Raw genomic sequence first — 22771 nt, 5'->3', positions numbered from 1 at the left:
CGCAATGTGTCGTCGTTATGACTGTTTATTGGTCAATGTGACGAATATGGACTGCATATTGCTGTGTATGACGGTTGAAAAGTTACCCGCGGTCGACTTTGCTGCTGAGAATGATCGAGGTGGTGGTTTTTTCAACACCTTCGACATTGCCAATCTGATCCAGCAATTGATCCAGCTGCTCGGGAGAGTCGCTGCGAAGCCAGGCCACATAATCGAACTCGCCACTGACTGCACACAGTTGCTGGACCTGGGCCATGGCGCTCAGGCGTCTGACCACCTCTTTGCCCGCGCGCGGCTGCACGGTGATGCCTACATAGGCCTGCAGTCCGCCATCAATCAGTCGCTGGCCCAGGCGAACGCCATAGCCGGTAATCACTCCGGTTTTCTCCAGTCGTGCCAGGCGCGAGGTCACCGTGGTGCGCGCGATCCCCAGCTGGCGAGCCAGCATTGCCACGCTTTCGCGGGCATTGAGTTGCAGGGCCCCGATCAATTGGCGGTCGGTTTCATCCAGCGCGGGCGGGTGGGCATCAGACAAGGGAGGGCTCCTGTGGCATTGGTGACGCGGGTGGTCATGGTACATGGCCTGACGGCTCGTGGTTGCAGGCGCCATAGATCAGCCTGTTGTTTTAAGCGCCCGGGACTTTCAGATGGCGGAAGAAGTGTTGGCCGCAGGCGAGCCAGCGCTGCTGCGCTGGAGCCAGAAACACGAAAGCCGCGCAGTGCGCGGCTTTGAGTATGGTGGGCCCAGTAGGACTCGAACCTACGACCAAGGGATTATGAGTCCCCTGCTCTAACCAACTGAGCTATAGGCCCTCAGTAGGTCGCGGATTATAACGATGGTTTCTCGTGAGTGCTATCCGAAAAGTCTGAAATAGAGGCGTGAACAATGGTCTCTGCGATTTTTTGCGGTTTGCGCCGTGCTGGCGATATGGGTCTGTGTCTGTTCGCAGCTTTGTGCAGCAAGAAAATCCTGTTGAACCCAGGTCTCGGCACTCGTCGCTAATGATGGTTTTGTCGGGGGGGGGGGGGCTTCGCAGGCAGGGGGCAAGAGGCTGCAGTCATGCAATGGTCTGCGGAAGTGACATGCGCCTGGCAGGCGAAAGAACGGGGAGGGCAGGTTGCTATAAAGCAAAACCCCCGGCAGGGCCGGGGGTTTTGGTATCACTCGTCGAGGAAGGAGCGCAGATGCTCGCTTCTCGTCGGGTGGCGCAGCTTGCGCAACGCCTTGGCTTCGATCTGACGAATCCGTTCACGGGTAACGTCGAACTGCTTACCAACCTCCTCAAGGGTGTGGTCGGTATTCATGTCGATGCCGAAGCGCATGCGCAGTACTTTGGCTTCACGTGCGGTGAGGCCGGAGAGTACGTCGCGTGTCGCTTCTTTAAGGCTCTCAACGGTGGCTACATCGATTGGCGACTGCATGGTCGAGTCTTCGATGAAGTCGCCCAGATGGGAGTCTTCGTCATCACCGATCGGGGTTTCCATGGAGATCGGCTCTTTAGCGATCTTCAATACCTTGCGGATTTTATCCTCAGGCATTTCCATGCGTTCGCCCAGCTCTTCCGGGGTCGGTTCACGACCCATTTCCTGCAACATCTGGCGGGAAATGCGGTTGAGCTTGTTGATCGTCTCGATCATGTGCACCGGAATACGGATGGTGCGGGCCTGGTCGGCGATCGAGCGAGTGATCGCCTGACGGATCCACCAGGTGGCATAAGTCGAGAATTTGTAGCCGCGGCGGTATTCAAACTTGTCTACCGCTTTCATCAAGCCGATGTTGCCTTCCTGGATCAAGTCGAGGAACTGCAAGCCACGGTTGGTGTACTTCTTGGCGATGGAGATCACCAGACGCAAGTTGGCTTCAACCATCTCTTTCTTCGCGCGGCGGGCCTTGGCCTCACCGATCGACATGCGACGGTTGATGTCCTTGATCTCGGCAATCTTCAAGCCGGTTTCAGCTTCCAGTGCAGACAGCTTCTGCTGGCAACGGATGATGTCCGGTTGCAGGCGACCAATGGCTTCAGCGTATTTGCTTTTGCCTTTGGCCAGCGCGTCGCTCCAGCTTTCGTCGACTTCGTTACCCGGGAACAGGCGCAGGAAGTCGGTGCGCGGCATGCGTGCATCACGTACACAAAGCTGCATGATGGCGCGCTCTTGTGCACGCAGACGCTCCAGGGCGCTACGAACACGCTCAACCAGGCCTTCGAATTGCTTCGGGACCAGTTTGATCGGCATGAACAGCTCGGCCAGTGCAACCAGCTCGGCAATTGCCTGCTTGCTGCCGCGACCGTGCTTTTTCAGTGCCTTGCGAGCGATTTCCATCTGATCGGAAACGGCGCCGAAACGCTGAGCCGCGATGATCGGGTCAGGGCCGCTTTCGACCTCTTCCTCTTCTTCGGTGGACTCTTCCTTTTCGTCCTCTTCGTCGTCACCTTCGGCTTTCACCTTTGGGTCGACAGGAGGCGGTACTTCGGCTGCGGGCGGCGCAATACCGTCGTCCGGGTCGATATAACCGCTCAGAACGTCGGACAGGCGGCCACCTTCGGTGGTGACGCGAGTGTACTCGGAGAGAATATGGTCAACCGTGCCAGGGAAGTGCGCAATTGCGCCCATCACTTCGCGGATGCCTTCTTCGATACGTTTGGCGATTTCGATTTCGCCTTCACGTGTCAGCAGTTCTACCGTGCCCATTTCACGCATATACATGCGTACAGGGTCGGTAGTACGACCAATGTCGGTCTCTACTGCCGCCAACGCGGCAGCTGCTTCTTCAGCAGCTGCTTCGTCGGTGTCAGCATCGGCCAACATAAGGGCGTCCGCATCCGGAGCACTCTCGTGTACGGGGATCCCCATGTCATTAATCATGCGGATGATGTCTTCCACTTGCTCCGGATCTGAAATATCTTCGGGCAGGTGGTCGTTGACCTCTGCGTAAGTCAGATACTTCTGCTCACGGCCGAGGGTGATCAACTCTTTGATACGAGACTGCTGTTGCGCTTTTCCGGACATAACACCCTATCCACTGAAGGTCTTGGCGGGCAAAAAACAAGCCGAGGATTATACCTTAGCTATGACCTCACGCGCCAGTTGAGGTCGGGTTTGATGCGGGATTATTGCGACTTAGAAGGTCGCGTAACTGATTTTTCTCCTCGGTACTGAGCTCGCCTTGACGTGCTTTTCGAAGAAGTTGCTCCAGATTTCGCTCGCGTTGGCGAGCTGACAGGCTAGTTATAGTGTCGAAAAACTGTTGTTCAAGGTTGTCGGCATCAATTAACCATTCCTTTTCCAGCAATCTTTGCAATAAACGACCCTGTTCAGTCCCGTGCCAACGGGATAACAACTGAATAGAGCTTAGCTTAGGATTTTTCTGTACGGCCTCGACCAGAGCGATCAGCAGTTGATTATTAGTCTGGTCTTCTGCGGCAAAGTGCCCGGCATCTTCAACTTTCGCAGCCAGTTGCGGGTGATGCAGCAGTGTGCGCAGGGCGGCCAGGGTTGGCGGCTCGACCGCTGCCGGGATGCGTGGCCCGCGGGGCTGGTCATTGTCGCCGCCGCGCTTGGATTTTTTGTCCCAGGGCTTGTTTTCCCACTTCTTGCCGCCAGCGCCAGGTTTTTTCGGCGTCCACTCCTGTTGGGGGAGGTAGGTGTCCGGTTGCTGGAAGTCGCTGTAGTCAGGCATGCCGTCGTAATCAATGCCCGGGTCATAAGCAGGTTGCGCCTGCACCTTTGCGGGTGCGTTCTGCGCCAGCTGGCTGACGGTTTCACTGGTGAGGCCGGTTATCTCGCTCAGGCGTTGGCGCATCAGGGTCCGCAGGTTGGCCCCCGGAACTTTATCGATCAGCGGTGCTGCCAGGGTTGCCATGTGGGCCTTGCCTTCAAGCGAGCGCGGGTCGGACTCTTCTGTCAGTTGCTGGAAGAAATAATCGGCCAGCGGCTGTGCATGCTGGTTGATACGCGCCTTGAAGGCGTCAGTACCTTCGGAACGCACCAGCGTGTCCGGATCTTCGCCTTCGGGCAGGAACAGGAAGCGCGCGCGACGGCCGTCCTGCAGGCAAGGCAGGGTCGCTTCCAGTGCGCGCCAGGCAGCGTTGCGGCCGGCCTGGTCACCGTCAAAGCAGAACAGGACGCTGGGCACCACGCGGAACAGGCGCTTCATGTGTTCTTCGCTGGTTGCCGTGCCGAGTGTGGCCACGGCATTGCGCAGGCCTTGCTGGGCGAGAGCGATAACATCCATGTAGCCTTCGACGACGATGATTTCGTCGAGGCTGCGGTTGAATTTGCGCGCTTCGAACAGCCCGTACAGTTCCTGGCCTTTATGGAAGACCGGGGTTTCGGGGGAGTTCAGGTATTTTGGTTTGTCGTCGCCCAGTACCCGGCCGCCGAAAGCAATGATGCGGCCACGACTGTCGCGGATCGGAAACATGACTCGATCACGAAAGCGGTCATAACGTTTGCCGGTTTCGGCATTTTCGACCAGCAGGCCGGCGTCGATCATGGCCTTTTGTTGCAGTGTGTCGCTGCTCAGGTGCTTGTACAGGTTGTCCCAGCCGGGCGGGGCGAAGCCCAGTCCGAAGTCGCGGGCTATTTCGCCGGTCAGGCCGCGTCCCTTCAGGTAGTCCACGGCCGCTTTGCGTGCCGGATGGCCTTTTAGGGCCTGGCGATAAAAGTCGGCTGCGGCTGTCAGAAGCGGGTAGAGCGGAGAGTCGGTGGGCTGCCTTGGCTTGTGTGGGCGGCCGCTTTCTTCCCGGGGGATTTCCATGCCCGCGGCTTTGGCCAGTTCCTCTACAGCCTGGGGGAAGTCCAGGTTGTCGTGGTCCATGATAAAGCCGAGGGCATTGCCTCCTGCGCCGCATCCGAAGCAGTAATAGAACTGTTTGTCGGGGCTGACGCTGAAGGATGGTGTTTTTTCTTTGTGGAAGGGGCAGCAGGCGGTGTAGTTCTTGCCGGCTTTCTTCATTTGCACGCGTGAGCTGACGACATCGACGATATCGGTACGGTTAAGAAGGTCGTCAATGAAGCTCTGGGGGATTAACCCGGCCATGGCGTTCTCGTCATCTCTGCGCAGAAATTAACCCGCATGAGGGCTTGGTCGTCGTACGTGCAGGCAAGTGTGCTGCCAGATCGCGGGACGTCTGCTCAATCATGTTGGGGGAGTGTATCTGTCGAAACGTCACTGATTTATTTTTAATCAGGGTAAATGGCTTCGATAGGTGTCGCGCTCTGAGTCCGGCATTGACCAATGGCTGGTCTCGGATAGCTCATAAGCAGGTACTGGAGAGGTACCTTGGGCTGATCGTCTTTGGGAAAATCAGAGGGGTGTGCTCGTCGGTAGCCTTGGAAGGCTCGTCAGTAAAGACGTGCACCGCTGGCTATTAGGCCAGGTCTGACGTGATGTAGCGTTTTGTCGCGGTCGCATCTGCGGCCTTGACAATAAAACATGTAACTAAAGCTGCAACTGCCTACGGCCCGGCTTTAGGCCGGGCTTGGCAGAAGCGTGCTTCGAACGTCTGTGTATTAGTACAGACGAACGGCGCGGCGCTGCTCGCGCTGAACTTTCTTCGCGTGACGCTTAACAGCAGCTGCTGCTTTACGCTTACGCTCAGAAGTCGGCTTCTCGTAAAATTCGCGGCTGCGAACTTCAGCCAGAACACCGGCTTTTTCGCAGGAGCGCTTGAAACGACGCAGAGCTACGTCGAAGGGTTCGTTCTCTTTTACTTTGACGGCTGGCATCCAGAGCTACCTTCATTCATTACCGGGGTCAACGTCTCAAGGCAAAATCGCGTTGGAAGACGTCGGTTTTTAAGGGTTGCGGATGTTAACCCCTCATCGCCCGGAATGCAAAGCCTCTGATCGAAAACCGCTGGCCGGGGGCGGGAGTGGCGACTATTATGCGCGCCTTCGAATTTAGCCTCTACAAGGCGTAAACCCATGCTAGTACTGGGATTAGAAACCTCCTGCGACGAGACCGGCGTCGCGCTTTACGACAGTGAACGCGGGCTTTTGGCCGACGCACTGTTCAGTCAGATCGACTTGCACCGCGCTTATGGCGGTGTGGTTCCGGAGCTGGCTTCAAGGGATCACGTCAAGCGCATGCTGCCCTTGATTCGTCAGGTGCTGGCTGAGGCTGGCTGTGTGCCTACAGAGATTGATGCGATCGCCTACACGGCAGGGCCTGGATTGGTCGGAGCCCTTCTGGTTGGGGCTTCATGTGCCCAGGCGCTGGCGTTTGCCTGGGGTATTCCGGCCTTGGGTGTGCACCACATGGAGGGCCATTTGTTGGCTCCAATGCTGGAAGAGCAGCCCCCGGAATTCCCGTTCGTCGCTTTGTTGGTGTCGGGCGGTCATACGCAGTTGGTGCGTGTGGATGGCATCGGCCAATACGAGTTGTTGGGCGAGACCCTGGACGACGCGGCCGGAGAAGCATTCGACAAGACGGCGAAGATGATGGGGCTCAACTACCCGGGCGGCCCTGAGATTGCGCGACTGGCCGCTCAGGGCGTTGCGGGGCGGTTTGTGTTCCCCAGGCCCATGACTGACCGTCCGGGGCTGCAATTCAGTTTCAGCGGCCTTAAAACCTTTGCCTTGAATACCTGGCAGCGCTGTGTGGCGGCTGGTGATGACACAGAGCAGACCCGTTGCGATATCTCTCTGGCGTTCCAGCAGGCGGTGGTCGAGACCTTGACCATCAAGTGCAAGCGGGCTTTGAAGCACGCAGGCATGAAGCGTCTGGTGATTGCGGGCGGGGTCAGTGCCAATAAGGCGCTGCGGGTTTCGCTCGAAAAAATGCTCGGCGACATGAATGGCAATGTTTACTACGCCCGACCGGAGTTTTGTACGGACAACGGCGCAATGATTGCCTTTGCCGGCTGCCAGCGGTTGCAGGCCGGTCAGCATGAAAGCCTGGCGATCAGTGTGCAGGCGCGCTGGCCGATGGAGCAATTGAAGCCGCTGTGAGTGCGGGGCGTAAGGCATGAGTCGGTGTTGCGTGAGCGTATTTCATGCGCGCTATTCAGAAATGCCGTTCGCGCCCGGCCATCAGGTCGCGTAAATTGCTGCGGTGGCGCCATACAATCAGCGCCGTCAAGGCGCACATGGGCAGCAGGGCAGCAGGCTCTTGCCAGGCCAGCAATGGCAGGGTCAGGGGTGTGGCTATCAACGCTGCCAGTGAGCTGGTGCGGCTTAGCTGGAAGGTCAGTAGCCATGCGGCAACGGCCAGCAGGGCGGCAGGCGGGTAGAGTCCCACCAGCATGCCTGCGGCAGTGGCAACGCCTTTGCCGCCGCGAAAGCGGAAGTACAACGGGTACATGTGGCCGAAGACGGCGCAGATACCGATCCAGGCTTGTTGCTGGAGCGGGAGACCGAGCTGGTTGGCCAAAAGTACAGGCAGCAAGCCTTTGCACAGGTCGCCGAGCAGAGTCAGGACGGCGAGCTTTTTGCCGGCAAGGCGCAACATATTGGTCGCGCCGGCATTGCCCGAGCCACTCATTCGCGGGTCGGGATTTCCCGTCAGGCGGCTGAGCAAAATGGCGAAGGACAGAGAGCCAAGCAGGTAGGCGAAAATCGCCAGTAACCAAAACATGCTAACTATTCCGGGCGAGGACGCCCTGATTCTAACGGCGCATTGCGCCCTTGTCGTGCTGCGGAGAAAAGTGCTTGGACAGAGTGTTTATCGAAGGCCTGGAAGTTGACACCGTGATCGGTGCTTATGACTGGGAGCGTGGCATCCGCCAGTGCTTGCGGCTTGACCTGAGTTTCGCGTGGGATAATCGCCCGGCTGCGGCCGGTGATGACCTGACGCTGGCCCTGGATTACGCGAGTGTTTCTTCGCGAATCCAGGCATTTGCCGAGGCGGCTCAGTTCCAGTTGGTGGAGACTTTTGCTGAGCGTCTGGCCGAAGTGCTGATGACTGAATTCAATATTCCGTGGTTGCATCTGAAGCTGACCAAGCCCGGCGCCGTTTCGGCGGCCACCGGTGTGGGCGTGGAGATTGAGCGCGGATGTCGCTAACTCAGGTTTTCCTCGGGCTGGGCAGTAATGTCGAGCGTGAAAAGCATTTGTGCGCCGGGCTTGACGCCCTTGCTGGATTTTTGCAGGACATGAGCTGTTCTGCAGTGTTTGAAAGTCAGCCGGTGGGCATCAGGAGCGGGCCTTTTTTCAACCTGGTGGTGTCGGCAAAAACTGACTTTCCGCTGGCTGAACTAAGTCGACGTTTGAAGTTGATCGAGGCGGATAACGGACGTTATGCCCAAGATCGCAAAGGTTTACCTTTGGATATCGACGTGTTGTTTTACGGTGATCTGGAAGGCAACTTTGATGGCTTGATTTTGCCCCGTGCAGAGATTCTCAAAAATGCTTTTGTCTTGTGGCCCTTATCGTTGATAGCGCCAGACAAGGTGCATCCGGGCGTGGGCAAGACTCTGGCTCAGATGTGGGCAGAAGCACAGATCGATCAAGTTCTGGCGCCTGCAGCATTTGAATGGCGGGGGGAGCAGTTGACCCCGGCCGGGATGCTTTTGCCTTAGTAGTCGCTGGTGCAGGCTGCGATGGGTTGCCTGGCGACCCTGCGGTGAAGGTCCTTCGGCCCTTGGCGCAGCCTGCGCCATCGACTACAAGAACGATGTCTCAGGCTTTTGCTGCTTCTTTGTAGGCTTGCAGCGCCTTTAGCCGTTCGTGCTTTAGCGCTTCCCCGAGTTCAGGGCCTTTGAAACCCTGCTCAAGTAAAGGCTGGACGGCCACGGCCTGGGCAGCCTTGGCAGCTCCGCGCAGGTAATCGGCCTGTGGATACGGGCGATTCTCCAGTCCCAGGCGCCCTTTGGCGTCCATCTCGCAGGCTACGATAAACTCCTCAAAACGCTGCGGTCGACGATATACGTCAAAACGCTGCAGCAGTTCCAGTAGCGTTGATGCCTTGAGTTCCAGAGCGCGGTGGCCGTGGGTGTGATATTCGCCCACAAGGAGTGCCAGTTCCTGACAGTCGCGCGGCACTTTGTAGCGCTCGTTGACCGCTTTGATCAGGCGCAGCCCTTTGTGCTCGTGGGCAATGTGTCTTGGCCAGTCCTTTTCAGGTGTAAGCCCTTTGCCCAGATCATGCAGCAGGCAGGCCCAGCGCACGGTCAGTGGCTGATTGTGCAGGGCTGCCTGCTCAAGCACGCTCAAGGTGTGTACGCCGCTGTCGATCTCCGGGTGATGTGCAGCAGGCTGGGGTACACCAAACAGGGCATTGATCTCCGGTAGCAGCACTTCCAGAGCCTCGCAGCTGCGCAGTACTTCCAGGAATACCTGAGGCTGATCTTCCATCAGGGCCCGGGAGATTTCTTTCCAGCAACGCTCCGGGGTCAGCGCTTGCAGTTCGCCTGAGCGAGACAGTTGGCGCATCAGCTCCAGGGTCTCGGGTGCGATGCTGAAACCGAGTCCGGCATAGCGCGCGGCGAACCGGGAAACTCGCAATACCCGGAGGGGATCTTCGGCGAATGCGGGTGAAACATGGCGTAAAATCCGCGCCTCAAGATCGCGCTGACCATGGAAAGGGTCGGTCAAATTGCCTGAGTCGTCCTCAGCCATTGCGTTGATGGTCAGGTCGCGCCGGATCAGGTCTTGTTCAAGGGTAATGTCGGGGCTTGCATGAAAGATGAAGCCGCCATAGCCCTGGCCGCTTTTGCGCTCTGTGCGGGCCAGTGCGTATTCCTCCCCGGTTACAGGGTGAAGAAATACCGGAAAGTCCGAGCCCACGGGGCGAAACCCTTTGCTGAGCATTTGTTCGACTGTTGCGCCGACCACTACCCAATCGATATCAGTGACGGGCTTGCCCAGCAGGCGATCCCTTACGGCACCGCCAACTTTATAAATCTGCATAAAAAACCTCCGTTAGCACGACAGGATAACGCTTGCGCCGTGAGAACGGAGGTTCCCGTGTTACAGGTGAATGGCGCTCATATCCAAACGCCCGTAGTCAGAGTCTGAATGTTCTCCTTTTGGCGGGACATGGTGGACTTTCATGACCTGGTCGCCTTGAAGGGTTTCAAGATGAATATCGAACCCCCACAGGCGATGCAGGTGTTTGAGCACTTCGTCAGTGGAGTCGCCCAGGGGTTTGCGGTCATGTTGCTGGTGACGCAGGGTCAGCGAGCGATCGCCGCGGCGGTCGATGCTCCAGATTTGCACGTTGGGTTCACGATTGCCCAGGTTGTACTGAGCCGCCAGGGTTTCACGAATGGTGCGGTAGCCGTTCTCGTCATGAATGGCAGGTACTAGCAGGTCGTCCTTTTGATCATCGTCCATGATGCTGAACAGTTTCAGGTCGCGGATGACCTTGGGTGACAGGTATTGCAGGATGAAACTTTCGTCCTTGAAGCTGCTCATGGCGAATTTGATGCTCGATAGCCAGTCGCTGCCAGCCATGTCCGGGAACCAGTGGCGGTCCTCGTCAGTTGGATGTTCGCAAATGCGCCGGATGTCGCAATACATTGCAAAACCCAGTGCGTAGGGGTTGATCCCGCTGTAGTGAGGGCTGTCAAAGCCTGGCTGGAACACCACGCTGGTATGGGAGATGAGGAACTCCATCATAAAGCCCTCGGTAACCAGCCCTTCATCGTAGAGGTCGTTCATCAAGGTGTAGTGCCAGAACGTCGCCCAGCCCTCGTTCATTACCTGGGTTTGTCGTTGTGGATAAAAGTACTGGGCAATCTTACGCACGATGCGTACGACTTCACGCTGCCAGGGCTCGAGCAGGGGAGCGTGTTTTTCGATGAAGTACAGGATGTTTTCCTGGGGCTCGTCGGGGAATCGTGCGCTGTCCTTTTCGCTGAACTTGTCTGCACCTTTGGGAATGGTGCGCCACAGATCATTGATCTGTTTTTGCAGGTGCTCTTCACGGTCCTTCTGCCGCCGACGTTCTTCTTCGGCTGAAATCGGATAAGGCCGTTTGTAACGATCAACGCCGTAATTCATCAGGGCGTGGCAGGAGTCGAGCAGGTCTTCAACGGCATCGATACCGTGGCGCTCTTCGCATTGCATGATGTACTGCTTGGCGAACACCAGATAGTCAATGATCGAACTGGCATCGGTCCAGGTGCGAAACAGGTAGTTACCCTTGAAGAAGCTGTTGTGGCCATAGCAGGCATGGGCCACCACCAGGGCCTGCATGCAGATGGTGTTTTCTTCCATCAGATAGGCGATGCATGGATCTGAGTTGATCACGATCTCATAGGCGAGTCCCATCTGGCCGCGGCTATAGGACTTTTCGGTGCTCAAGAAATGTTTGCCGTAGGACCAATGGTGGTAGCCCAGCGGCATGCCCACAGAGGCATAGGCATCCATCATTTGCTCGGCGGTAATCACCTCGATCTGGTTGGGGTAGGTATCCAGGGCATAGCGTTCGGCCAGGCGGCCGATTTCGCGGTCGTAAGCCTGGATCAGTTCAAAGGTCCACTCGGAGCCAGTGGAAATGGGATGGCGTTTATTCTCTTTGGCGGTCATGTCACTAACCTGCGCTGGAAGAGTTCACGGAAGACCGGATAGATGTCGCCGGCCGAGACCAGTTGCTGTTGGGCGAAGGTATCTGAATACGCTTCGCTGATACGTTCGTACTCGTACCAGAGGGCCTGATGTTCGCGCGGGGTTATTTCTACATAAGTGTAGTACTGCACGAACGGCATGATCTGATTGATCAGAATATCCCGGCAAATGGGTGAATCATCGTTCCAGTTATCGCCGTCTGAAGCCTGCGCTGCATAGATATTCCACTCATTTGTGGGATAGCGCTCAGCCATGATTTCCTGCATCAGTTTAAGTGCGCTGGAAACAATGGTGCCGCCGGTCTCCCTCGAATAGAAAAACTCCTCTTCATCAACCTCCCGTGCACTGGTGTGATGGCGAATAAACACTACGTCAATCTTGTCGTAGTTACGCTTCAGGAACAGGTACAGCAGGATGAAAAAACGCTTGGCGATGTCCTTGGTGGCTTGGGTCATGGAGCCGGAAACGTCCATCAGGCAGAACATGACGGCCTTCGAGCTGGGGTTGGGTTGCTTGACCAGCAAGTTGTACTTGAGGTCAAAGGTGTCGAGGAATGGCACGCGATGGATGCGTGCGCTGAGTTTCTCGATTTCAGCCTCTACTGCCTTGATATCGCCGAAGTTGTCCGGTTCTTCGCGCTTCAGTCGTTCAAGTTCGGCTTTGGCTTCCTTGAGTTTTTTCCGGCTGCTGCCGGACAGGGCAATACGCCGTGCGTGAGCCGAGCGCAGGGTGCGAATGATGTTGATGCGCGACGGGTTGCCTTCGTTGCTGATGCCCGCACGCACCGTTTTAAAGGTGTCGGTCCCCGTAAGGTTGCGTTTGACCAGGTTGGGCAGTTCGAGGTCTTCGAACATGAATTCCAGAAACTCTTCCTGGGTGATTTGAAACACAAACTCATCCATGCCTTCGCCGGAGTTGCCTGCCTTGCCGGGGCCGCCACCACCTCCCGCGCCACCTTGTGGGCGTTGAATGTGTTCGCCGCTGGTGAACTCCTTGTTGCCAGGGTGCACCACCGTTTGCTTGCCACCGCGGCCGTGGTGAAGCACCGGCTCATCGATATCGCGGCCGGGAATGCTGATTTGTTCGCCATGTTCCATGTCGGTAATGGAACGGCGGCCCACGGCCTCTTCTACGGCCTTCTTGATGTGGTCACGGTAACGCCGCAGGAAACGCTGGCGGTTCACCGTGCTCTTGTTCTTGCCATTGAGGCGTCGGTCGATCACATAGCTCATTAGGCCCTCCGGGCAGCTTCAAGTTGTGAGCTGCAAGCTGCAAGTCGAAGCGGTAGCGCGTGCTTCTTCTTGCAGCTTGAGGCTAGAGGCTTACAGCTGCCTCACTGCGACTTTCTGACCCGCAGGTACCACTCGGAGAGAAGCCGTACTTGTTTGTCGGTGTAGCCACGTTCGACCATTCGAGTAACGAAGTCGTTGTGCTTTTGTTGATCCTCTTTGCTTGCCTTGGCGTTGAAGCTGATAACCGGAAGCAGGTCCTCGGTGTTGGAGAACATTTTTTTCTCGATAACCACCCGCAGTTTTTCGTAGCTGAGCCAGGTCGGGTTTTTGCCGTTGTTGTTGGCGCGGGCCCGCAGTACGAAGTTGACGATTTCGTTGCGGAAATCTTTCGGGTTGCTGATGCCGGCCGGTTTTTCGATTTTCTCCAGCTCCTCGTTGAGGGCTACGCGATTGAGGATTTCTCCGGTCTCCGGATCGCGGTATTCCTGATCCTGAATCCAGAAGTCTGCGTAGAGCACATAGCGGTCGAAGATGTTTTGCCCGTATTCGCTGTAGGACTCCAGATAAGCGGTCTGGATTTCTTTGCCGATGAATTCAATGTAACGCGGTGCCAGGTACTCCTTGAGGAAGCGCAGATAACGCTCGCGGGTTTCCGCCTGGAACTGCTCTTGCTCGATCTGTTGCTCCAGGACATAGAGCAGGTGCACTGGGTTGGCTGCAATTTCGTGCGGGTCGAAGTTGAAGACCTTGGACAGGATCTTGAAGGCGAAACGGGTGGAAAGGCCATTCATGCCTTCATCGACGCCTGCGCTGTCGCGGTATTCCTGGATCGATTTGGCTTTCGGGTCGGTGTCTTTAAGATTTTCACCGTCGTAGACCCGCATTTTCGAGTAAATGTTCGAGTTTTCCGGCTCTTTAAGACGCGACAGAACCGTGAACTGAGCAAGCATTTTCAGGGTGTCGGGCGCGCAGTGGGCTTTGGCCAGCGAGCTGTTGAACAACAGTTTGTCGTAGATCTTCACCTCGTCACTGACGCGCAGGCAGTACGGAACCTTGACGATGTAGATCCGGTCGATAAACGCTTCGTTGTTCTTGTTGTTGCGGAAGGTGTGCCACTCTGACTCGTTGGAGTGGGCCAGCAGGATGCCGGTAAACGGGATAGCGCCCAGACCTTCGGTACTGTTGTAGTTGCCCTCTTGGGTCGCGGTCAGCAAGGGGTGCAGGACCTTGATCGGCGCCTTGAACATCTCCACGAATTCCATCAGGCCCTGGTTGGCCCGGCACAGTGCGCCCGAATAGCTATAGGCATCGGCGTCGTTCTGTGGGTACTCCTCGAGTTTGCGGATATCGACCTTGCCCACCAGTGCCGAAATGTCCTGGTTGTTCTCGTCTCCCGGCTCGGTTTTGGCCACGGCGATCTGATTGAGAATCGAAGGATAGAGCTTCACCACGCGGAACTGGCTGATGTCGCCACCAAATTCGGCCAGGCGCTTGGTTGCCCACGGCGACATGATGGTGCTCAGGTAGCGTTTCGGGATGCCGAAGTCTTCTTCGAGAATTGCGCCGTCTTCGGTGGCATTGAACAGCCCCAGTGGCGATTCAAAGACCGGCGAGCCCTTGATTGCATAAAAGGGGACTTTCTCGATCAGTTGCTTCAGTTTTTCTGCCAGCGATGATTTACCGCCGCCCACCGGGCCCAGCAGATAGAGAATTTGTTTTTTCTCTTCCAGGCCCTGCGCAGCGTGGCGGAAGTAGGAAACGATCTGGTCGATGCATTCTTCCATTCCGTGGAAGTCTTCAAAGGCCGGATAGCGGCGAATCACTTTGTTGGAGAAGATTCGCGACAGGCGAGAGTTGTTGGAGGTGTCCAGCAGTTCCGGTTCACCAATGGCCAGCAGCAGCCTTTCAGCGGCAGAGGCGTAAGCGCTTTTGTCTTGTTTGCACAGTTCAAGATATTCCTGAAGGGTCAGTTCTTCTTGGCGTGTGGATTCAAAGCGTTGTTGGAAGTGGCTAAAAATACTCATGACGTCACCTCGCTCGATACGTGGAGCCGGCGATAGATCGGTCAGTTCGAGTGCTGGCATGCAGCAGCATTTCAGCTGCTGTGTACCCCCCAGGACACCATCAAGGTGGTTAACTCCTTGAACTTACTACTGATAATCCATACGCCGGAGTACCGGCTCTCCCCAGATTCGGATGGCCTGATCTAAAGGATAGTTGGTAATCGGAGAGGTCAAGGCGCGATGCGAGATTTGTTACGTTCGACCGTTGGTCAGGCAGGGCGCCAGCCCGCGGATAACGGGGGCTGGCGCTGATAAAAAATTATTCTGCGGGGAGCTGGGAGGTTTCTTGCGGATAAGTCGCACGCCACAACTCGAAACCGCCATCAAGGCTGTACACCTCGCTAAAGCCCTGGCTCACCAGGTAAGCCGCAGCGCTCTGGCTGGAGTTGCCGTGATAGCAAGCAACGATCAGAGGGGCATCGAGATCGGCGTGGGTGATGAAATCGTGCAGCGAGTGGTTATCCAGATGTTTCGCACCGCTGATGTGGCTGGCAGCGAAAGCCTGCGGGTCGCGGACATCGACCACCACGGCGCCTTTTTCGCGCAAGGCCTGTGCTTGTTCGGGCGGGATACGTTTGAATTCGGTCATGGAGGATTCCTGTGGCCTGACTGCGGGCGCGGCTAGACGGCGCCCAAGGGTTGGGAAGGTTGGTCGGGGAGCGCGATGGTCGAGTGGGCTGCAAGGCCAAGGTCGTCGCAATCACAGCTGAGGCGCTGGCCAGAGTCGACGTTGAGCAGGGTCATGGCTCCACCCCAGACACAGCCGGTGTCGAGGGCGAAAATCCCGGGCTCCTTGCAGTTGCCTTCAAGTGCCGCCCAATGACCAAAGATGATCTTCAGGTCCTGGGTCTTGCGTTCTTTATAGCTGAACCACGGGGCATAGCCGGGGGGAGCGCTGCCCACGCCTTCTTTGCTTTTGAGGTCGAGTTTCCCGTCGCGGGTACAAAAACGCATACGGGTGAAATAGTTGGTTATCACCCGCAGACGGGCGACACCGGTGAGGTCGTTGTCCCACTTGGCAGGTTCGTTGCCGTACATGCCATCCAGATAGGGGCCAAGCAGGTTGTCGTCACGCAAAGCGTGTTCGACTTCGCTGGCGCACTTCAGGGCCTTTTTCAGGCTCCATTGCGGCGGTATTCCTGCATGTACGAGGGCGACGTTGCGTTCGGCATCGTAATGCAGCAAAGGTTGCTGGCGCAGCCAGGACAGCAGTTCATCGCAATCGGGAGCTTGCAGAATTTCACGCAGCGTATCGCCTTTCTTCAGACGCTCGATATTGTGCGCTGCGGCCAGCAAGTGCAGGTCATGGTTGCCCAGTACGCACACCAGCGATTCGCGGATGCGGTATAGAAAGCGCAGCGTTTCCAGCGATTCGGGGCCACGGTTTACCAGGTCACCCACCAGCCACAGTTTGTCTTTGGCAGGATCGAAAGCTACGCGTTCCAGCAGGCACCTGAGTGGCTGCAGGCAGCCTTGCAGGTCGCCAACGGCGTACACCGGCATCAGTGCAGTGCCCCGGGCACGGCGAGGCGGAAAGGGGCAATGATGGCTTTGAACTCGTGACCATCTTCGGCATGCATCAGATAGCTGCCTTGCATGGTGCCGACTTTGGTGGTGATCACCGAGCCGCTGCTATAGACATGCTGCCCGTCCGGCTCGATCAATGGCTGCAGGCCGACGACGCCAGCGCCACGGACTTCTTCGACATGACCGTCGCCATCGGTGATCACCCAATGCCGGGACAACAGCTTCGCGGCTATCGATCCCTTGTTGTGCACCGTAATGGTGTAAGCAAAGGCGAAACGCTGAAGTTCAGGTTGGGATTGTTCTGGCAGGTAACGCGTGACGACGTTGACGTCGACCAGATAGCGGGGATCGGGCATGCGAGAGGCCTTACTTGAAAGCGTAGACACAGTTCGGGATAAAACTGATGCCTGAGTCTAGGCCAAGTAATGGTGACTAGGCCAGCCGGTTAAGGCGGGGCAGCTGCAGGAGTCGCCGGTTGACGCTCCTGCACAGGCCTGGCACTTGGCCCGGAGATGATCAGTCTTTTTCTGGGCTTGCCACAGCTTGTTCGCTGAGTACGTCGGCCAGGCGCACAAAGGCGGCGAGGTCGAGTTGCTCTGGACGCAAGCTGCCGTCAACACCAGCCGCTTCGATCTCGGCGTTGCTGAGCAAGGCCTTGAGGGTGTTGCGCAGGGTTTTGCGGCGCTGGTTGAAGGCTTCCCGAACCACGCGCTCAAGCAGGCGATGGTCTTTGGCCGGGTGTGGCAGTACTTCGTGTGGCACCAGGCGGACAATGGCCGAATCTACTTTAGGCGGCGGATTGAACGCGCCTGGACCTACGTTGAACAGGTGTTCCACGCGGCAGTGATACTGAACCATGATTGACAGACGGCCCCAATCGCCACCGCCCGGGCCGGCAGCCATGCGCTCAACCACTTCTTTTTGCAGCATGAAGTGCATGTCACGGATCAGGCCGGCGTTTTTCAGCAGGTGAAAAATCAGCGGGGTAGAGATGTTGTACGGCAGGTTGCCGACAACCCGCAGGGTGCGTGGTGCAGCGCCCAGGCTGTTGAAATCGAACTTCAGGGCATCGCCCTGGTGCAGGGTGAAGTTGCTCATGCCTGCGAATTGTTGCTTGAGGATCGGGATCAGGTCTTTGTCGAGCTCCACGACATCAAGCTGGCCGCCACTGTTAAGGATGCCTTTGGTCAGGGCGCCCTGTCCCGGACCGATTTCCAGCAAACGGTCAGTAGGCTTGGCGTTGATGGCGCGCAGGATACGGTCAATGACACCCGCATCGTGCAGGAAGTTCTGGCCAAAACGCTTACGCGCCTTGTGTTGGAATTGCTCGTTCATATACGGGTCTCGGACATCTGATAGGCGGTTTCCAGCGCGACTTGCAGGCTGCCGGTATCGATCTTGCCGCTGCCTGCCAGATCCAGGGCGGTGCCATGGTCGACAGAGGTGCGGATGATCGGCAAGCCCAGGGTGATGTTGACAGCGGCACCAAACCCTTTGTATTTCAGTACGGGCAGGCCTTGGTCGTGGTACATCGCCAGCACTGCATCGCAGTGCTCCAGATATTTGGGGGTAAACAGAGTGTCGGCGGGCAGCGGGCCATGCAAATCCATACCTTCGCTGCGCAGGCGCTCCAGAGTTGGTTCAATAATGTCGATTTCTTCATGGCCCAAATGGCCGCCTTCGCCGGCGTGGGGGTTGAGCCCACAAACCAGGATGCGGGGCCGGGCAATGCCGAATTTTTGTTGCAGGTCGGCGTGCAGAATGCGGGTAACCCGCATCAGTCGCTCAGGGGTGATTGCGTCGCTCACCTGGCGCAGGGGCAGGTGAGTGGTAACCAGGGCTACGCGCAGGCCGCGCGTGGCGAGCATCATCACAACCTGCCCGGTGTGGGTCAGGTCTGCGAGGAATTCAGTGTGACCGGAGAATGGAATCCCGGCCTCATTGATGATGCCCTTGTGTACAGGGGCGGTAATCATGCCCGCGAAGTGCCCGTCGACACAGCCCTCAGCAGCCCGGGTCAGGGTTTGCAGGACAAACCCGGCATTGGCTTTGTCCAGTGTGCCGGCAATTACCTTCGCTTTCAGCGGGGTATCCCACACATACAGGCTGCCTGCAGGGGCTGGCTGATCAGGCCAGTTGTCCGGGCTCACCGGCAGCAGGTTGACAGCCACGCCCAGTTGCACGGCCCGCTCAAGGAGCAGGTCGAGGCTGGTAATGGCAATCAGGGGGTGCGGCTGGCGTTGTGAGGCGAGTAGCAGGCACAGGTCTGGACCTATGCCTGCCGGCTCGCCGGGTGTCAGTGCAAAACGCTGTGTTTTCACTGCGCTGCCTGGTTTCCGCTCTCTTGCGAGGTGGCGCCAGGAAGTTTGATCTCTACATAGGCTTCGTCACGGATCTGACGCAACCAGGTTTGCAGCTCTTCGTCGTACTTGCGGTTACGCAGTGCGTTCATTGCTTGCTGTTCACGGGCCTGGGTGGTGCTGTCGGTGGCGCGGCGGCCAAGGACTTCCAGAACATGCCAGCCGTATTGAGTCTGGAACGGCTTGGACAATACGCCCTGGGGCGTGTCGGCCATGGCCTCACGGAACTCGGGTACCAGAGAGTCCGGATTGACCCAGTTCAGGTCGCCGCCGTTAAGGGCAGAACCCGGATCCTCGGAGTAAGTTTTGGCCAGGGTGGCAAAATCTTCGCCCGACGTGATGCGCTCGTAGATTTTGTTGATCAGTTCCTTGGTCTGCGCTTCGCTACGGATTTCGCTCGGCTTGATCAGGATGTGACGAACATGGACTTCGTCCACCACCACGGTTTCGCCGCCGCGTTTGCCGTTGAGCTTGAGGATGATAAAGCCGCCCGGTGTACGTACCGGAGGCGTCACTTCTCCTACTGGCATTTTGCTCAGCATGCTGTCGAACGGTGGTGGCAATTGAGCGGCTTTACGCCAGCCCATGTCGCCGCCTTCCAGTGCGGTATCGCTGCCGGAGCGGGCGATGGCCATTTGACCGAAGTCGGCGCCTTTCTTGAGCTGGTTGTAGATCTCTTCAGCCTGTTTGTAAGCCGTCTGGACTGCTTCCGAATTCGCGCTTTCCGGCGTTGGAATCAGAATATTGGCCAGATTGAATTCTTCGGACATTTGCATTGCGCCCATAGGCGATGCGAGGAAGTTCTTCACTTCCTGTTCTGTCACCTGAATGCGCTCGCCCACACGACGCTGGCGCACACGGCTGATGATCATCTCGCGACGAACCTGCTCGCGGGCATCTTCATAGGACAGGCCGTCGTGAGCCAGTGCCTGGCGGAACTGGTCAATGGTCATGTTATTGCGCTGGGCAATGGTGCCAATGGCCTGGTTCAGCTCTTCATCCGTGATCCGGATGCCTGAGCGTTCGCCGAGCTGCAGTTGCAGGTTTTCGACGATCAGACGCTCAAGTACTTGCTGATCCAGAACGCTGGCAGGCGGCACGCCCTGGCCACGCTTGGCAATGGTCTGCTGAACTTCGTGGACACGCTGGTCCAGCTGGCTCTGCATGATCACGTCGTTGTCGACGATGGCCACAACCCGGTCAAGGGGTTGTACTGCAGCGTGTACTGCAGTACCCAGAAACAACGCGCCCAGCACTAGCGGGCGCAGACACTCAGAAAGCTTGATCTTCACGTTCACGATAACCTTGGATGCCTTTGTCGAGGAAGCTCTCTACTTTGGTGCCGACTACGCCACCGAGACCTTTCAACACAACTTGGAGGAAGAGACCATGATCGCCCTTCTCGTTTTGAGGGGCTTCTTGGGTGTACTCGTCGTTGGATACCCAATAACGGCTGATCAGACGAAGCTTCCAGCAGCAGTTGTCGTATTCAAAGCCACCGAAGGCTTCCAGAGTACGGTTGCGGTTGTAGTCGTACTGCCAGCGGCTGATGGCGCTCCACTGCGGCACGATCGGCCAGATAACCGAGAAGTCGTGCTGCTGGATCTTGTAGTAATCCTTGATGTAACCGTTTTGCCCCGGGGTCAGGTAATCACCGCCCATTTGCCACTTGCCGGTGTACTGGTTGTAAATCACCTGGTCGTTGCGATAGCGATAGCCCAGGTTGACCACCTTGTTCGGGTTGTCTTCAGGCTGGTAGTGCATCATCGCGCTGCCGGAACGCGGGCTGCGGGTTTCCGGATCCCAGTTGTAGTCGGCAGTGGCGCGCCAGTCGCGGTTGAAGCGATAGGCGTATTCCAGAGCATAAGGCGAGACGCTGGAGGTTGAATCCTTGCGATCGTCGGCAATGCCCGGCAATTGAACCTTGCGATCCTGGAAATAATACGCCTGGCCGATGCTGACACGCTGGCGCTCAAAGCCGTTGTCTTCGATCCAGCGGCTGGTCAGACCCAGCGACAGCTTGTTCTCGTCGCCCACGCGGTCGGAACCGCTGAACCGGTTGTCACGCCACAGCGAGGAATAGCTGAAGGTGTTTTCGCTGGTGTCGAAAACAGGAATGTCTTCCTGATTGCGCTCAGGGACATACAGATAGAAAGCGCGCGGTTCCAGGGTCTGGCGGTAGTTGGTGCCGAACCAGTTGGTATTGCGGTCGAAATACAGGCCGCTATCGACGCTGGCAATAGGCACGCTACGGTTTTGCGAGCTCTTGTAGTCTTCACCGGCGAGCAAGGTACTTTTGCCCTGGCTATCCAGATCAAGATCGTACTGGGTGTACATGTACTTCAGGGTTGGAGTCACAAAGCCGTAGCTTGACGTCATCGGCAGGCTCATGCTCGGCGCCAGATTCAGACGTGTGCCGTTGGCTCGTGCCAGACCAACAATATTGTTGTCGAGTCGCGGGGCAGTAGTGCCGTCTTCGTTGGTGTAATTACCGTTTTCCAGACTGCGCTCAAACCGCACCAGTTCGGAGCCGTAGCTGAAGTTCACGCCGCCAGGGTGAAACGGCAGCGCACCGTCGAGGGTGAGTTGCGGCAACTTGTTGTAAGGCGTGACCTGGGTAACAGTGGCCAGTTGATAGGCCTGGGCATTCAACCGGGCGGTGTAGCTGTCGCCCCGATAGCTGACGGCAGCTTGCTGGTTCAGGTAGTCGCGGTTTTCGACGCCGATCTGATCAGTTTGCAGATCCTGGAAGTAATACGGATCGCTGATCTTGGTGTAGTCGACTTCTGTCAGTACCCGCGAATCGAGGCCACCCTTGTGCTGCCAGTTAAGCATGTAGCGCTTGTCGGAGTAGTCGGTTTGACCCTTGCGCTTGGTGTCGTCGTCGTTGAGGTAAGCGGCGCCGAACTGCCCTTCGCTGGACTCGGTCAGGTAGCGGAACTCGCCTTCCATCAACAGGCCGCGCTTGGTCATGTAGCGCGGGTACAACGTGGCATCGTAGTTCGGCGCCAGGTTGAAGTAGTACGGGGTCACGAGCGTAAAGCCGGTGTCGGTGCTGCTGCTGAAAGACGGCGGCAGGAAACCGGACTGGCGGCGATCGTCGATCGGGAAATAGATGTACGGGGTGTAGAAGATCGGGATGTCTTTAACCCGCAACGTCACGTTGGTCGCCGTACCGAAACCGGTGGCAGGGTTCAGCGTGATGTTGTTGCCCTTGAGCTGCCAGGCGTTGCTGCTCGGCTCGCACGTGGTGTAAGTACCATCCTTGAGACGGATGATGGCGTCTTCGGCGCGCTTGGCATACAGCGCGCTGCCGCGGATGCGCGACTTGTGCAAAACGTATTCGGCGTTGTCGACCTTGGCCGCACCAGTGTCCAGCTGCACATCGGCGTGGTCGCCAACGATCAGTGCACCGTTGTCCCGCAGACGGACATTGCCATTGAGTTCGCCACGGCTTTCAGCCTGATACAGGCTGGCCTCGTCGGCCTCGACCTGCATGCTGCCCTGACGCATGACGACATCGCCGGCCAGGGTCGCGACCTGTTCTTCCTGCTGATAGCGGGAAGCTTTAGCGCCAACAAAGGTCGGGGCATCGCTTTTACTGGTGGGGTCGTTCATGCCCGGACGGATGGGCTCGACGTACGAGCCGGAGCAGTAAGGTCCGGTTTCGGCCAGTTGCGCCGGTGTCAGCTTCTCCCGGGGCACCCAGTCCAGGTGGCTGTAGTCGGCGCTGCGCGCGCTCAGCCCACGGCCCTTGGCTTCAGTAACCAGCGGGATGGGCGCGACTTGCTCGCTGGCCTCACCGCTGGCTTCTGCCAGGACACCCTGGTGCGCCGGACGCGGCGGCAATTGCGCGGCGTTGGTTTTTGGCGTGCAATCCCAGCCACCCGTAGCCGACACGGAACAGTCATACTGTTCCTCGGCAACAGCGAACGGCATGGCTAGAGGTTGCATGGCCAGCAAACTGCCGGTTACCAGCAACGGAAATTTTTTACGAAACGCGGGGGATTTCAATGCCATCTTATTAGTCCGGGCTTCCTGCGTGCCATCAGCCCGCGGTGGGGGACCGCAACGC

Annotated in this window: 19 protein-coding genes and 1 tRNA gene; 3 read left to right on the top strand and 17 right to left on the bottom strand. The window is 57.5% G+C overall.

Annotation, left to right across the window (positions count from 1 at the left end; all coding sequences use genetic code 11):
- Nucleotides 1–82: 82 nt before the first annotated feature.
- The 5 genes from JQ845_RS18385 to rpsU form a co-directional block, all read right to left on the bottom strand.
- Nucleotides 83–535, bottom strand: a complete 453-nt coding sequence (locus tag JQ845_RS18385) for an Lrp/AsnC family transcriptional regulator (RefSeq protein WP_010656665.1) — start codon at nt 533–535, stop codon at nt 83–85.
- A 201-nt stretch (nt 536–736) separates the two neighbouring features.
- Nucleotides 737–813: transfer RNA gene (locus tag JQ845_RS18380), tRNA-Ile, on the bottom strand.
- A gap of 348 nt (nt 814–1161) precedes the next feature.
- Entirely contained in the window at nt 1162–3009 is a 1848-nt protein-coding gene (gene rpoD, locus JQ845_RS18375) for an RNA polymerase sigma factor RpoD (protein WP_003444517.1), read from the bottom strand.
- A 67-nt stretch (nt 3010–3076) separates the two neighbouring features.
- Entirely contained in the window at nt 3077–5041 is a 1965-nt protein-coding gene (gene dnaG, locus JQ845_RS18370; protein WP_203009332.1) for a DNA primase, read from the bottom strand.
- A gap of 473 nt (nt 5042–5514) precedes the next feature.
- Nucleotides 5515–5730, bottom strand: a complete 216-nt coding sequence (rpsU, locus tag JQ845_RS18365) for a 30S ribosomal protein S21 (protein ID WP_002551877.1) — start codon at nt 5728–5730, stop codon at nt 5515–5517.
- Nucleotides 5731–5928: 198 nt separating this feature from the next.
- Between rpsU and tsaD the strand changes: the two genes are divergently transcribed.
- A complete protein-coding gene (tsaD, locus tag JQ845_RS18360; protein WP_161719884.1) occupies nt 5929–6954 on the top strand; it encodes a tRNA (adenosine(37)-N6)-threonylcarbamoyltransferase complex transferase subunit TsaD in 1026 nt (341 codons plus the stop codon).
- Nucleotides 6955–7009: 55 nt separating this feature from the next.
- Here tsaD and plsY read toward each other — a convergent pair whose 3' ends face one another.
- Nucleotides 7010–7579: a glycerol-3-phosphate 1-O-acyltransferase PlsY gene (gene plsY, locus JQ845_RS18355; protein WP_003444514.1), complete on the bottom strand. Its 570-nt coding sequence runs from the start codon at nt 7577–7579 to the stop codon at nt 7010–7012.
- Nucleotides 7580–7653: 74 nt separating this feature from the next.
- Here plsY and folB point away from each other — a divergent pair, with 74 nt between their 5' ends.
- The gene (gene folB, locus JQ845_RS18350; RefSeq protein WP_003444513.1) at nt 7654–8007 is read left to right on the top strand and encodes a dihydroneopterin aldolase; all 354 of its coding nucleotides are present in this window, start codon (nt 7654–7656) and stop codon (nt 8005–8007) included.
- Nucleotides 7998–8522, top strand: a complete 525-nt coding sequence (folK, locus tag JQ845_RS18345; protein WP_003444512.1) for a 2-amino-4-hydroxy-6-hydroxymethyldihydropteridine diphosphokinase — start codon at nt 7998–8000, stop codon at nt 8520–8522. The genes folB and folK overlap by 10 nt, the downstream gene beginning before the upstream one ends.
- Before the next feature lie 100 nt (nt 8523–8622).
- Here folK and JQ845_RS18340 read toward each other — a convergent pair whose 3' ends face one another.
- The 11 genes from JQ845_RS18340 to JQ845_RS18290 form a co-directional block, all read right to left on the bottom strand.
- A complete protein-coding gene (locus JQ845_RS18340; RefSeq protein WP_203009331.1) occupies nt 8623–9852 on the bottom strand; it encodes a multifunctional CCA addition/repair protein in 1230 nt (409 codons plus the stop codon).
- A gap of 60 nt (nt 9853–9912) precedes the next feature.
- Entirely contained in the window at nt 9913–11475 is a 1563-nt protein-coding gene (locus tag JQ845_RS18335) for a SpoVR family protein (protein ID WP_003444510.1), read from the bottom strand.
- On the bottom strand, nt 11472–12746 hold the full coding sequence (locus JQ845_RS18330) for a YeaH/YhbH family protein (RefSeq protein ID WP_010656647.1): 1275 nt from the start codon (nt 12744–12746) through the stop codon (nt 11472–11474). Before JQ845_RS18330 ends, JQ845_RS18335 begins: the two co-directional genes overlap by 4 nt.
- 101 nt (nt 12747–12847) lie before the next feature.
- Nucleotides 12848–14770 carry a PrkA family serine protein kinase gene (locus JQ845_RS18325; protein WP_003444505.1) on the bottom strand — a complete coding sequence of 641 codons (1923 nt, stop codon included), beginning with the start codon at nt 14768–14770 and terminating at the stop codon, nt 12848–12850.
- Between the two features lie 298 nt (nt 14771–15068).
- Nucleotides 15069–15398 carry a thiosulfate sulfurtransferase GlpE gene (gene glpE / locus JQ845_RS18320; protein WP_003444504.1) on the bottom strand — a complete coding sequence of 110 codons (330 nt, stop codon included), beginning with the start codon at nt 15396–15398 and terminating at the stop codon, nt 15069–15071.
- Nucleotides 15399–15430: 32 nt separating this feature from the next.
- Nucleotides 15431–16312, bottom strand: a complete 882-nt coding sequence (locus JQ845_RS18315; protein ID WP_003444503.1) for a symmetrical bis(5'-nucleosyl)-tetraphosphatase — start codon at nt 16310–16312, stop codon at nt 15431–15433.
- A complete protein-coding gene (apaG, locus tag JQ845_RS18310) occupies nt 16312–16692 on the bottom strand; it encodes a Co2+/Mg2+ efflux protein ApaG (RefSeq protein ID WP_003444502.1) in 381 nt (126 codons plus the stop codon). The genes JQ845_RS18315 and apaG overlap by 1 nt, the downstream gene beginning before the upstream one ends.
- Before the next feature lie 160 nt (nt 16693–16852).
- A complete protein-coding gene (gene rsmA, locus JQ845_RS18305; protein ID WP_003444501.1) occupies nt 16853–17671 on the bottom strand; it encodes a 16S rRNA (adenine(1518)-N(6)/adenine(1519)-N(6))-dimethyltransferase RsmA in 819 nt (272 codons plus the stop codon).
- Nucleotides 17668–18657, bottom strand: coding sequence for a 4-hydroxythreonine-4-phosphate dehydrogenase PdxA (gene pdxA, locus JQ845_RS18300; protein WP_203009330.1), 990 nt, complete (start codon nt 18655–18657; stop codon nt 17668–17670). The genes rsmA and pdxA overlap by 4 nt, the downstream gene beginning before the upstream one ends.
- Complete coding sequence (surA, locus tag JQ845_RS18295) at nt 18654–19994, bottom strand: peptidylprolyl isomerase SurA (protein ID WP_177412985.1); 1341 nt, start codon at nt 19992–19994, stop codon at nt 18654–18656. Before surA ends, pdxA begins: the two co-directional genes overlap by 4 nt.
- Complete coding sequence (locus JQ845_RS18290) at nt 19969–22716, bottom strand: LPS-assembly protein LptD (RefSeq protein ID WP_003444498.1); 2748 nt, start codon at nt 22714–22716, stop codon at nt 19969–19971. Before JQ845_RS18290 ends, surA begins: the two co-directional genes overlap by 26 nt.
- Nucleotides 22717–22771: the final 55 nt, after the last annotated feature.

This window comes from Pseudomonas paraversuta, assembly GCF_904063065.1.
Taxonomy (GTDB): Bacteria; Pseudomonadota; Gammaproteobacteria; order Pseudomonadales; family Pseudomonadaceae; genus Aquipseudomonas; species Aquipseudomonas paraversuta.
Note: the sequence above shows the minus strand (reverse complement) of the source record. Positions and strands in the feature narration are given on the sequence as shown.